Raw genomic sequence first — 11601 nt, 5'->3', positions numbered from 1 at the left:
ACCACCACCCGGATCCGGTCCCCTGCCAGGAGTTCCACGATGCCGTCCCCTTTGGACAGCCGCCCGCCGTCACTGGCCCACCTGCTGCACGACCGTGCCGCCGCGACCCCCGACGCGCCCGCCTACCGGTTCCCGACACCCGACGGAGGGTGGGAGGAGCTGACCTGGTCCCACGTGCTGCGCCGGGTGTCCGCGCTCGCGGCGGGCCTGCTGTCGCTGGGCGTCCGGTCGGAGGACCGGGTCGCGATCGCGTCGGCCACGCGGGTGGAGTGGATCCTCGCGGACCTGGCCACGACGTGCGCCGGGGCGGCCACCACCGCCGTCTACCCGTCCACGAACGCCGATGAGACCGCGTTCATCCTGGGGGACTCGGGCAGCCGAGTGCTGTTCGCCGAGAACGAGGCGCAGCTCGCGAAGGTCCTCGCCGAACGGGAGCGGCTGCCCGACCTCGGCCACGTCGTCCTGTTCGAGGGCGACCCGGTCGCGGCGACCGGGCTCGACGTGCTGTCGTTGGCGGACCTGGAGAAGCGCGGCATCGCCCACCTCGCCGCCGACCCGCACGCGGTGGCCAAGACCGTGGACGCGCTCGAACCCGGCCACCTGGCGACGCTCGTCTACACCTCCGGCACCACCGGTCGCCCCAAGGGCGTGCGACTGGCGCACGACTGCTGGTCCTACGCCGCCCTGGCGCAGGAGGAGATGGGGCTGTTCCGCGCCGAGGACGTGCACCTCCTCTGGTTGCCGCTGTCCCACGTGTTCGGCAAGACCCTGATCTCCGGCCAGATCGCCACCGGTCACGTGATGGCCGTCGACGGCAGGGTGGACCGCGTCGTGGCGAACCTGACCGACGTGCGGCCCACGATCACCGCCGCGGTGCCGCGAATCCTGGAGAAGGTGCACAACGGGATCGTCGCGCGCTCGCAAGCCGGGGGAGGGTTGCGGCACAAGGTTTTCCAGTGGGCGGCGAGGGTCGCCCGAGCGCACTCGCGGGCCGCTGGAACGGCCTCACCGGTGCTGCGCCTCCAGCACGCCGTGGCCGACCGGCTCGTCTACGGGAAGGTCCGCGCGGCGTTCGGCGGACGGCTGCGGGGCGCGCTGTCCGGCGGAGTCCGGCTCGACCCCGACATCGGTCACTTCTTCGTCGGCGCGGGTGTGCCCGTCCTGGAGGCCTACGGCCTCACCGAGACCTCGGCGGGAGTGGCCATCAACCGCCACGGGAGCGCTCGGGTCGGCTCCGCGGGGCCGCCGTTCCCCGGCACCGAGGTCCGGATCGCCGAGGACGGGGAGATCCTCGTGCGGGGGCCGGGGGTGATGAGCGGCTACCACGACCTGCCCGAGTCGACGGCCGACGTGCTCGACGCGGACGGTTGGCTGCACACCGGTGACATCGGCGACCTGGATGACGGCCACGTCCGCGTCACCGACCGCAAGAAGGACCTGTTCAAGACCTCCGGCGGCAAGTACGTGGCGCCCAGCGCGATCGAGAGCGCGTTCAAGGCTCTGTGCCCCTTCGTCGGCAACGTCGTCGTGGTCGGCGACGGCCGCGCCCACTGCACCGCGCTGATCGCGCTGGACGCGACGGCGATCATGCCGTGGGCGGCGGGCAAGGGCGTTGTGGGCGACTACGCCGCGGTCGTGGCCGATCCTCGCACCGAGGCGCTGGTCCGGGGCTACGTCGACACCCTCAACACCCGCCTCCAGCGCTGGCAGACCGTCCGGGGCTTCGCGCTGCTGCCGTGCGACCTCAGCGTCGAGCACGGCGACCTGACGCCCAGCCTCAAGGTGAAGCGCCGGGAGGTCGCGGCGCTGCTCGACGCGTTGTACGCCAACGCCGAGCGCCCCTGAAACGGGATCGCCGTCGACGGTGCGCACTACGGGAACTCCAAGGTGAACGTCGTGCCGTGCCCGACCTCGCTCGCGACGGTGATCGTGCCGCCGTGAGCCTGCACGAGAGCGTGCACGATCGCCAGCCCCAAGCCGCTGCCTCCGGTGTCGCGGGTGCGGGACGGGTCCGCGCGCCAGAACCGGTCGAACACGTGCGGCAGGTCCTCGGCGGAGATGCCGATCCCGGTGTCGCCCACCGTGATCCGCTTGCCCGCCGCGACCAGCCGCACGGTGCCGTCGGCGGGGGTGTGGCGCAGCGCGTTCGTCACGAGGTTCGTGACGATCTGCCGCAGGCGCACGGGATCCGCCACCACCACCCCGGTGCCGTCGGCGACCACGCGGGGATGCGCGACGACGACCTGGTCGAACAGCTCGCGCAGGTCCACGGGTTCGGGGTGCAGCCGCAGTTCGCCCGCCTCGGCCGCGGCCAGGTCCTGCAGGTCGTCGACGAGGTGTTGCAGCACCAGGGTTTCGTCCAGCAGCGCCGAGGACGTGGCGCGGTCCAACTCCACCACGCCGTCGCTGGCGCCCTCCAGCCAGCTCCGGAGGGTGCTGAGCGGGTTGCGCAGCTCGTGCGAGACGTCGTTGGTCATGGCCTTGCGCTGGGCGTCGACGCGGGCCCGGTGCACGACCATGTCGTTGAACGCGCGGGAGAGTTGCCCGATCTCGCCGCGGGACCGCACGTCGACCCTTGCGTCCTCGCCGCGCCGCAAGCGTTCCGCGGCCCTGGTCAACGTCCGGAGCGGACGGGTCATCCGCAGCGCCACCACCACGCTCACGCCCACGGTGACGGCCAGCACCAGACCGGCGGCCAGCACGACCCGGTCGCCGTCGAACGACACCGTGGTCGCTCGGGTGGTCTCGCCGGCCGAGTCCGTCACGAACAGCAGCGCGGGTGGTGCCACGTAGGGTTGCAGCTGGGTGCGACGCGCGCTCGCCAGGCAGTCCGGCGAGTCCGACACCGGCCGCCACTCCTGGTCCATCCGCAGCGTGCCGGGTGGCAGTCCACGCCGGGTCAGGCACTCGTCGACCAGCACGTCCAACCGCTCCAACGCCGCAGACTCGGTCGGCGTGAGCGTGCCGAGCCGCAGTTCGGCCTGCTTGCAGTCCTCGTCCGCCTCCTCCCGGTCGACCAGCCGGGGCATGGCGCGGTCGAACACCACGACCGGGCGACCACCGGCGGTCCTGCCGGTGAGCTGGGCGTCCTGGTCCCGGCACTGCTGCGTGTACAGCTCGGCCGCGGCGTCGAGCTCGCGGCGTTGCTCCTCGTCGAGCTGGAACGGTCCGGCGACGCGCGCGTCGATCCTGTCGGCGGGGGCGTGAGCGGTCTGGGTCAGGTCGAGTTCGAGCGGGTCGATCACCGCCGACGGCGACTCGGGGAGTTCGCCCACGTCGATGCCGCCGCCGCTGTCGGAGATCAGGGTCCGGTCGACGGTGGTGAGGATCAGCCGTCGACCTTCCGGCTGGGGGCTGACCCCGTTCCACTCCGTGTGGTTCACGGCGTAGCTGATCAACGACTGGTAGGTGGCCGCGTCGGCGGCGAGTGACGCGCCAAGCTCCTGCCGGATCGACGTCGAGGTGCTCTGCGCCGCCAGCCACGCGGTCGCGGCGATCGAGCAGATCGCGACGAGGATCGAGACGGCGATCAGCCGCGTGACGACGCTGTGCAGGAGCCTACGCACCGGACCCGTCCACGATCTTGTAGCCGACGCCGTGCACGGTCAGCAGGTAGGCGGGTTTGCGCGGCTGGACCTCGATCTTCTTGCGCAGGTTCATCACGTGCGCGTCGACCGTGCGCGCGGTGATGAACGCGTCCAGGCCGTGCAGCGCGCCGAGGAGCTGCGACCGGCTGAACACCCGGCCGGGGCTCGCGGCCATGGTGTGCAGGAGCCGGAGTTCCGACGCGGTGCACTCCACGCCCGCACCCCTGACCCTGACCTCGTGCCGATCGGCGTCGACGTGGAGATCGCCGATCGTGATCGAGGTCGACCCCGCCGACGAGCGCTGGACGCGCCGCAGCAACGTCCGGACGCGGGCCATCAGCTCACGGGGGCTGTACGGCTTGACCACGTAGTCGTCGGCGCCCGCGTCGAGACCGTGCAGCAGGTCGTCCTCGGTGGACCGCGCGGTCAGCATCAGCACCGGGATCGCGGTCTCGTCGCGCAGCACCCGCACGACGTCCAGGCCGTTCACCTTCGGCATCATCACGTCGAGGAGCAGCAGGTCCGGCGGATCGCGGCGGACCTCGTCGAGCGCGGTCCGCCCGTCGTGCACCAACCGCACCTCGTAGCCCTCCGCGCGGAGGTACTTGCCGAGGAGGTCGGCCTGCATCACGTTGTCCTCGGCCACCAGCACGCACAACCCCATGCGCGGGAACCTTGCCAGACAGGCGTCACCCCGACGATCGCGGCACTAGGCGTCGCCGCTGGTCCTCCACGTGGTCAGCACACCGTCGACCAGCGCGGCGAGTTCGCCCTTCCGCTGCTTCGTGGGCACGAATCCGGGGATGTCGCCGGTGCGGTGGCCGGTGGCGGGATCCCAGATCTCCATCCCGTCGGTGGACACGGAGTAGAGCCTTGCCCCGTCGGCGAAGAAGGTGCCGCGCGGGCCGGCGAACTCCAGGACCTCGCGGTCGTTCGCCACGTCGAAGATCCGGACGCCGTCGAGCATCAACTCCTCGTCGGGACCGATGCCGCCGACCGCGAGGAGGTCCTCGCCCAGCCAGCACAGACCGACGTTCCAGTAGTAGTCGCGCGAGCACACGTACGTCGCCTTCGGCTCGTCGTCGAGGTCCCACACGACGATCGCGCCGATCGGGTGCCACGACCAGGAGTCGTCGGCGATCCGACGTCCGGTGGGCGACACCACGAGCTTGCCGTGGAACTGGTGGACGCCCGGCTGCGCCCTCGGACGGGTCTCGCCGGTGGCCGGGTCGGACCACGTGACCTGGTTCCACCCGCTGCCGTGGCAGACCAGCCCGTCGGCGAACGCGATCGGGAACGGCGTGGTGTCGGTGTGGTAGTCGCCGCGGTTCAGGTCGAGCGTGGCCTTGCCGGTGGTCAGGTCCACCACGACACCGGTCGAGCCGTGGTCGTGGACGACGGCGGCGAACCGCCCGTCGGGCGAGGTGTGCAGTGCCGGCGCCAGCGTGCCGTACGTGGTGTTGCGGACCTCCTCGGCGGTCAGGGGCACGTCGACCACCGGGCCGGTGCTGCCTTCGGCGGGATTGAAGGCCACCAGGCGGTAGGGCGCGTCGAGCAGCAGCAGCCACCGCCCTCCGGGGAGCGGGGCGAAGTCGACCGGCGCCAGACCGTCGGGCAGCGGGGTGCGGTGCAGGGTGTCGTCGATCGCTTCCGGACGTCGTTCGATGCCCGGTTCACCCCGCCACCCCCGGTGGTACTCCAAGGAGTAGAGGGACGTCGCGCACTCCTCGCACATGGTCCGGAGCGCCGAGGGCGGCACGCACGCCTCGCAGCACGCGTCGTACTCGACACCCCGCCCGGTCAGCACGGCGAAGAACTCGAGGTCGAAGTCATCGGCGACGTGCGGGCAAAACCGAGTGGCACACCGTGGGCCGTCATGGCCGCAGTCGTTCATCACCGCGCACACGCTAGCCACGCCGACCACCCACGGGGAGTGCCCACACGCGCACCACCGCCGTACGTTTGGACACCCCGTGATCGGACCGTGCCACCGGTGGCCGATCACCTCGTATCCCGTGCGTCGTCGTCGAACGACTGTCTCAGGAGAGGATCTGGATCTCGACTCGGTCGCGCAGGTAGTCGTCGGACGAGGTGCGGGCGATTCGTACGGCCTGGGTCACCAGGTGGTGCAGGTCATCGGGATACAGCTCGGGATTCAGCGGTAGGCCCGGCAGGATGCATTGACGCACGTGGAGGTCGTCGACGGTGACGAAACGACGGAGCGCGGTGTGGTGGTACTGCTGTCGCAGATCGTCGAGCTCGGTGACGTTCTCCGGTTCCGGGTTGCGCAAGTGGCGCCACTCGTAGCTCAGGCGAGCCTGTGTCCAGTACCAGGCACGAGCCGCGCCCGCGATGTCGGCTGGAACGTCGGTGTCCAGGAGGGCGATGAGAGCGCGTCGGACGCGGCGACGGCCGAAGGCGATGATCGTGGGTTGGACGAGTTGCCTGCTGAAGCTCGGGTCCGGCTCGTGCACCATCGCTCGGACGAACGGCTCGAACCACGCCTCGGGCACGGGACCGGTATCCGCGTGGTCGACAAGCGCTCTGCCGACCTCTCTGCGGGTGTGATGGCGCCACGCCGAGCGGACGTCCTTGTCGTCGGTCATCGGACTCGTGGTGCCGACCAGGTCGAGCAGGTCTCGGAGCAGAGCCTCGTAGGCGGCTGAACGGTCGACCGCGGGCACGGGCAACGGTTGGAAGAGCTGTGGGGTGTCGTCCTTCGATGTCACGAGCGGCACGTTATTCGGTCAGGGGGACGGGCTCGTCGAGGAGGACGTGCCGGCCGAAGAGGACCACCGTGCGCACCCGGCCGGCGGAGTTATCGTTGAGCGGTGATCGGCAACCTTGAGACGTTCCAGGACGAGTTGGCCGCCAGCGGGTTTCCGCCGTTGGTCAACAAGCTGGCCGGGGCGGGTTTTCGGGGGCGGATCGCCACCCGTGAGCTTGGGCCGTTGCGGCTGGTCTCGCTTGTCACGCCGGAGAGTTCCTGCGTCGGGCGGGAGGGGGCTGCCTCCGACGGTGAGAACCTGGCGATCAAGGTGATGAGCCGTGGTCGGACGCGGATCGAGCAAGGGCGTGGTGATGCCGAACTCGGGCCTTCCGACCTGGTGCTGCTCGATCCCACGCGGACGGTTCGGTTCGAGAGCACCGCGGCGGCGCACGTCACCATTCTGGTTCCGCGTCGGGAGCTGCGGATCCGGCCCGCGCAGATCGATCGGCTCGTCGGTGTGCGCATCGACGGCAGTCACGGGGCGGGCGCTCTTGTCTCCGTGCTGGCTCGGGAGTCGGCGTGGGCGGCGTCCGAGTTCCGCGAGGTGGAGGCGTTGAGGTCGGCGGCGGCCGTGGTCGAGTTGATCGCGGTCGCGTTGGAGGCCCGGCTGGGCGACGGGCGACCGGTGCCGGACGAACGGTTGCGGGACCGGATCGTGGGCTACATCGAGGGCCGGCTGGCGGATCCCGAGCTGTCCCCGCCCGGCATCGCCGCCGCTCACCACATTTCCGTGCGCAGGCTGCACAAGCTGTTCGAGGACCAGCCGCTCACCGTCGCGGCCCTGATCCGCCGTCGTCGCCTTGAGCGCTGCCGGGCCGAGTTGACCGGAAGCGGACGGACGGTCACCGCCGTGGCCGCCCGGTGGGGGTTCTCCGATCCCGCCCACTTCAGCAAGCTGTTCAAGACGACGTACGGCTACAACGCCCGTGCGCTGACGACCAACAACCGTGCGCGGACGACCAAGACGCGCACGGACAGCCCGGAACAGGATGGTGATCACCAAGATCGGCGATAGAGGGAGAAGTCGTGGCGAAGGTGAACATCGTGCGTCCCGGTGAGGGCGAGATCCTCGGCAGCGGGGCGCAGCGGATCCGGATCCTGGAGAACGGCGAGCACACCGACCACCGGCTGGGGTTCGCCGAGGTCACCATCCCACCGGGCACCCCGAGCCCGTTGCAGCACCGTCACGCCCAGCACGACGAGGGCTTCTACGTGCTGGCGGGAACGTTCCGGTTCACCGTCGGCGAGGACCACTACGACGCCGGGCCGGGCACCTGGGTCATCGTGCCGACCGGGGCGCCGCACACGTTCGCCAACGTCGGCGACGTGAACGCGGTCATGCTGAACACGTTCACGCCGGACCTGTACGTGCAGTACTTCCGCGACTTCAAGGCCATGATCGATTCCGGGCAGCCGGTCAACGCCGAGACCATGCAACCGCTGTGGAAGAACTACGCCACCGAGATCTCGGATGAGTACGCCTCGTGAAGCGCCTCCAGTACGACCGCTACGGCGGCCCGGAGGTGATGCGGCTGGCGGAGTTCGAGCCACCACGACCGGGCCCGGACGAGGTTCTCGTCCGGGTCCGGGCGGCGGCTTCCAACGCGCTGGACTGGAAGATGCGCAACGGCGAGATGAAGCTGATGACCGGTCGCTCCTTCCCGCGGGCGATGGGGCACGACTTCGCCGGAGTCGTCGAGGCGGTCGGCGCGGGCGTCACGCGCCTGAAAGCGGGCGACGCGGTGCTCGGCGTGGCTCGGTTCCGGCAGGCGGGGGCGTTCGCCGAGATGGTGACGGCCCAGGAGAAGGCGGTCGTGCTCAAACCGGTGGACCTCTCGTACGAACGGGCCGCCGCGCTGCCGACCGCGGGCGTGACCGCCTACCAGGCCACGGCGGACGTCCGGCCAGGGCAGGCGGTCTTCGTCAACGGGTGCCTGGGCGGGGTGGGCCGGGCCGCCGTCCGGTTCGCCCTGGCACGGGGAGCCTCGGTCGCCGGCAGCTGCCGTGACACCGCGGCTGACGAGGCCCGCGAGCTCGGCGTCGAGCCGGTCGTGGGTTTCGGCTTCGACCCGGCCGCCCTCGCGGGACGGTTCGACCTCGTCTTCGACACGCCCGGCCTGCTTCCCTTCGCCGCGGCCCGAACGCTGGTGAAGCCCGGCGGAACCATCGTCGACATCGTCCCGACCCCGGCCAAGATGGTCAGGAGCGCCCTGCCAGGACCGTTCCGGACGATGATGGGCAGGCCGGTGACCGCCGACCTGGACGAGGTGGCCCGGACCCTGCGCCTGCCCATCGCCCGTACGGTCCCGTTGGCCGAGGCGATCCGGGCCCTGACGGAGCTGGAGCGCGAGCAGCGCCCGAAGGGCGGCAAACTGGTCATCACCGTGGCCGGAAGCTGAGCCGGGTCGGACTGGCCGCTGCGCGCACGCCGAACGTTCGCCGGTGGGTCAGGTGATCAGGCCGTCGATCCGGCCCTGGTGGTCGTCGAGCACCTTGCCCGGCTCGGTGCCGAGCACGTCCTGGAGCAGGGTCGCGTACACGTCCCGGAAGTCCGTGGTCTGCTTGAGGTCCCCGTCGTCGAGGTCGGTCAGGCTCGGCTGCTCCCCGAAGAACCCGCCCTTGACCGGCGCGCCCAGCAGGAACACCGGTCCGGCGGTCCCGTGGTCGGTGCCGTCGCTCGCGTTGGCCCGGACCCGGCGGCCGAACTCGGAGTACACCAGCACCACGGCCTTGCGGCCGCGGTCGGTGCCCTTGAGCCGCTTCACGAACGCGGTGAGCGCGGTGTCCAGTTCGGTGAGCAGTTGCTGCTGGGTGTCGCGCTCGTTGGCGTGGGTGTCGAAACCGCCCAGCGAGACCGAGTACGCCCGCGTGGGGACCTCGGCCTCGATCAGGGCCGCCACGGCGTCGAGCTGCTTGCCGAGCTGTCCGGCGCCGCCCGCGGACGCGCCCTTGTCGCGCTTCTCGTCCGGGTCGTCCTCGTCGGTGTCGTGGACCGCGCCGCCGAGGATCTTCACCGCGCTGTGCAGGTCGGTGATGGACTTGGCGGCGTGCGCCTGCCACAGCTCCTCGCCGGGGGACGGCGTGCCGAGCGCGCGGAAGGCGTCGCCCAGCTTGCCGGTCGGCAGGTTCAGCCCCGCCAGCGGCAACGAGGCCGCCGCCGTGCGCGCGCCCGCGAGCATGGGCGGCAGCACCGGCTCCACGGACAGCGCGTGCAGCGGGTCTGCCCCGGTGGCGTCCAGCCACCGCCCCAGCCACCCCGTCGGCACGGAGGTGCGCGGTGACGCGGTCTGCCAGATCGCCATCGAGCGGAAGTGGCTGTGGTCCGGTGTCGGGTAGCCGACCCCGCGCACGACGGCGAGGCCCTTCTCGTCCCACAGCCCCTTGAGGCCCTTCAGGCCGGGGCTGAGGCCCAGGCCCTCGCCCAGGTCGAGGACCTCCTCCGGCTGGTAGGCCAGGTCCGGTCGGGCGGCCTGGTAGGCCTTGTCGGCGGCCGGGACGACGGTGTTGAGGCCGTCGTTGCCCCCGTAGAGCGTCACCACGACCAGGACGCCCGCGCCGGAGGCGAGCGGGGAGTCGGCGGCGGCCGACATCAGGTCGTTCCAGTCGACTCGGGTGGCGCCGTAGGCGAGCGCGCCGGCCGCGGTCACCCCGGACAGGGTCAGGAAGCGGCGTCGGGTCAGCTTGTCCATCACCGGCTCACCACGTATTCGGGTGCGCACGCGGCCACGGCGATCACGTCCTCGGGTTTGTCGACCTTCGCCAGCGCTTCACGGGTCCGGTCGGACCACGCGTCCACGGACAGCAGCGCGCGCACGGCCTCGGCGTCGGCGGGCTTGCTGCCGCTTCGGGCGGCGAGCAGTCGCGCGACCCCGAGCCGCGCGACGCCCGCCGCCGTCGTGAGCCACGCCCCGCCCGCCGCCCAGCCCCCGACGCTGGGCGGGCGGAACGGGACCTGGCCCATGCCGCGCAGCCCGGTGGCGAGCTGCTTGGCGGCCTTGTCGTCGAGGGACTCCCACCGCACGTCCAGCGCGCGCAGGAGCCCCACCGCCCACTCGACGGGCTGCTTGACGAGTGTGGTGTCGGCCGAGCGGAACACCGGTTCGGCGGCGATGGCGCGCAGCACGGCGGTCACGTCGCGCCCGGCCCCGTAGGCCGTGACGAGGCGTGCCAGCACGTCGGGTTGTGGCGGGGTGTCGGACACGAGCCGGGACCACAGCCGCCCCACCACGAACGCCGCCGACTCCGGTTTCGCGAGCACCGTGTCCACAAAGGACTCCGCGGTGAACGACGTCGTCACGCCGAGCACGGTCTGCGGCTTGGCGTCGTGCCGCCTGGTGTCGAGCTTGGCGGTGTCCGAATCGCGTTTCACGGTCCACCCGGTCAACGCGCGCGCGGCCTCCCGCACGTCGGTCTCGGAGTAGTGGCCGATGCCGAGGGTGAACAGCTCCAGGAACTCGCGCGCCAGGTTCTCGTTCGGCGCGCCCGCCCGGTTGTCGTTGCCGTCCAGCCACAGGATCATCGCCGGGTCCACCACGAGCGCCTTGGCCAGCTCGCCGAACCCGCCCGCGCCCAGCCGCCGGAACGTCTCGTTCTGCGCGAGCATGTGGAACGGGCTGCGCACCTTCTGCTCGCTGGTCGCGAAGTGCCCGTGCCAGAACCAGGTCAGCCGCTCGGTGGCGGTGTCGGTGGAGACCATCCGCCCGAGCCACCACGACTGGAGCACCTTCTCCTCGGCCGCACGTCGCGCGTTGGCCTCCTGCTTCGCCTTCTTGTCCTTGCCCGGCGCCGCCTGCGGCGTCAACTGCGGTACGGGCGTGGTGGCGGGCACGGCGGTGAGCAGGCGGTCCAGCGCGGCGTCGAACCCCCGGTCCAGGTCCCCCTGCCGGGGCCCGAAGCCGAACCGGTCGTGCAACCGGCGCACCGCGGCGCGTTCGTCGAGATCGGCCATGGGGGGATCGTGTGGCGCGGCGCCACCCCGCCGCCACTCGGGCGGGGGTTCCTTCAGCAGACGCTCAGCGGGTACGCCACCGTTTCGGAACGGCGAGTTCCAGCCTCTCGGTCCTGTGGCCTGGTTCAGTCATTCGCCCCTTTCCCTTGTGCTGTTCGGCATATCGACTTCGCTACTTGGAATTCCCTCCGGCAAGGCGTGTTGGAATGTGTTGGATTCGCCCTCTCGATGAGTGGTGTCGCGCGCCTCTCTGCGCAATTCCGGCAATTCGCCAGGCGGAATAGGGGAGAGGTGAA

General features: G+C 71.2%; 10 protein-coding genes. 4 read left to right on the top strand and 6 right to left on the bottom strand.

The genetic code is table 11. The annotated features are described in order from the left end of the window. Positions 1–39 precede the first annotated feature (39 nt). Positions 40–1845, top strand: coding sequence for an AMP-dependent synthetase/ligase (locus ACFWW9_RS02090; protein ID WP_390370535.1), 1806 nt, complete (start codon positions 40–42; stop codon positions 1843–1845). Positions 1846–1871: 26 nt separating this feature from the next. Here the strand turns inward: ACFWW9_RS02090 and ACFWW9_RS02085 are convergent, their stop codons facing one another. The 4 genes from ACFWW9_RS02085 to ACFWW9_RS02070 form a co-directional block, all read right to left on the bottom strand. Next, positions 1872–3566 (bottom strand): sensor histidine kinase, encoded by a 1695-nt coding sequence (locus tag ACFWW9_RS02085; RefSeq protein ID WP_390370534.1) that lies wholly within the window; start codon positions 3564–3566, stop codon positions 1872–1874. Then, positions 3559–4251: a response regulator transcription factor gene (locus tag ACFWW9_RS02080; RefSeq protein ID WP_390370533.1), complete on the bottom strand. Its 693-nt coding sequence runs from the start codon at positions 4249–4251 to the stop codon at positions 3559–3561. Before ACFWW9_RS02080 ends, ACFWW9_RS02085 begins: the two co-directional genes overlap by 8 nt. Positions 4252–4296: 45 nt before the next feature. Next, positions 4297–5502, bottom strand: coding sequence for a hypothetical protein (locus ACFWW9_RS02075; RefSeq protein ID WP_390370532.1), 1206 nt, complete (start codon positions 5500–5502; stop codon positions 4297–4299). 124 nt (positions 5503–5626) lie between these two features. Beyond that, positions 5627–6193, bottom strand: coding sequence for a hypothetical protein (locus tag ACFWW9_RS02070; RefSeq protein ID WP_390370531.1), 567 nt, complete (start codon positions 6191–6193; stop codon positions 5627–5629). 225 nt (positions 6194–6418) lie between these two features. Here ACFWW9_RS02070 and ACFWW9_RS02065 point away from each other — a divergent pair, with 225 nt between their 5' ends. From ACFWW9_RS02065 to ACFWW9_RS02055, 3 genes are read left to right on the top strand one after another with little or no spacing between them, the layout of a single operon-like run. Next, a complete protein-coding gene (locus ACFWW9_RS02065; protein ID WP_390370530.1) occupies positions 6419–7372 on the top strand; it encodes a helix-turn-helix domain-containing protein in 954 nt (317 codons plus the stop codon). 11 nt (positions 7373–7383) lie between these two features. Continuing rightward, on the top strand, positions 7384–7845 hold the full coding sequence (locus ACFWW9_RS02060; protein ID WP_390370529.1) for a cupin domain-containing protein: 462 nt from the start codon (positions 7384–7386) through the stop codon (positions 7843–7845). Then, on the top strand, positions 7842–8756 hold the full coding sequence (locus tag ACFWW9_RS02055) for an NADP-dependent oxidoreductase (RefSeq protein ID WP_390370528.1): 915 nt from the start codon (positions 7842–7844) through the stop codon (positions 8754–8756). The genes ACFWW9_RS02060 and ACFWW9_RS02055 overlap by 4 nt, the downstream gene beginning before the upstream one ends. A gap of 48 nt (positions 8757–8804) precedes the next feature. Here ACFWW9_RS02055 and ACFWW9_RS02050 read toward each other — a convergent pair whose 3' ends face one another. Both ACFWW9_RS02050 and ACFWW9_RS02045 read right to left on the bottom strand, forming a co-directional pair. Beyond that, positions 8805–10046: a DUF1501 domain-containing protein gene (locus ACFWW9_RS02050; RefSeq protein ID WP_390370527.1), complete on the bottom strand. Its 1242-nt coding sequence runs from the start codon at positions 10044–10046 to the stop codon at positions 8805–8807. Beyond that, on the bottom strand, positions 10046–11305 hold the full coding sequence (locus ACFWW9_RS02045) for a DUF1800 family protein (protein WP_390370526.1): 1260 nt from the start codon (positions 11303–11305) through the stop codon (positions 10046–10048). Before ACFWW9_RS02045 ends, ACFWW9_RS02050 begins: the two co-directional genes overlap by 1 nt. Between the last annotated feature and the right edge of the window lie 296 nt (positions 11306–11601).

It is taken from the genome of Umezawaea sp. NPDC059074, assembly GCF_042738955.1.
Lineage (GTDB): Bacteria > Actinomycetota > Actinomycetes > Mycobacteriales > Pseudonocardiaceae > Umezawaea.
The sequence above is the reverse complement of the archived record's forward strand: the minus strand, read 5'-3'. Positions and strand labels throughout refer to the sequence as shown.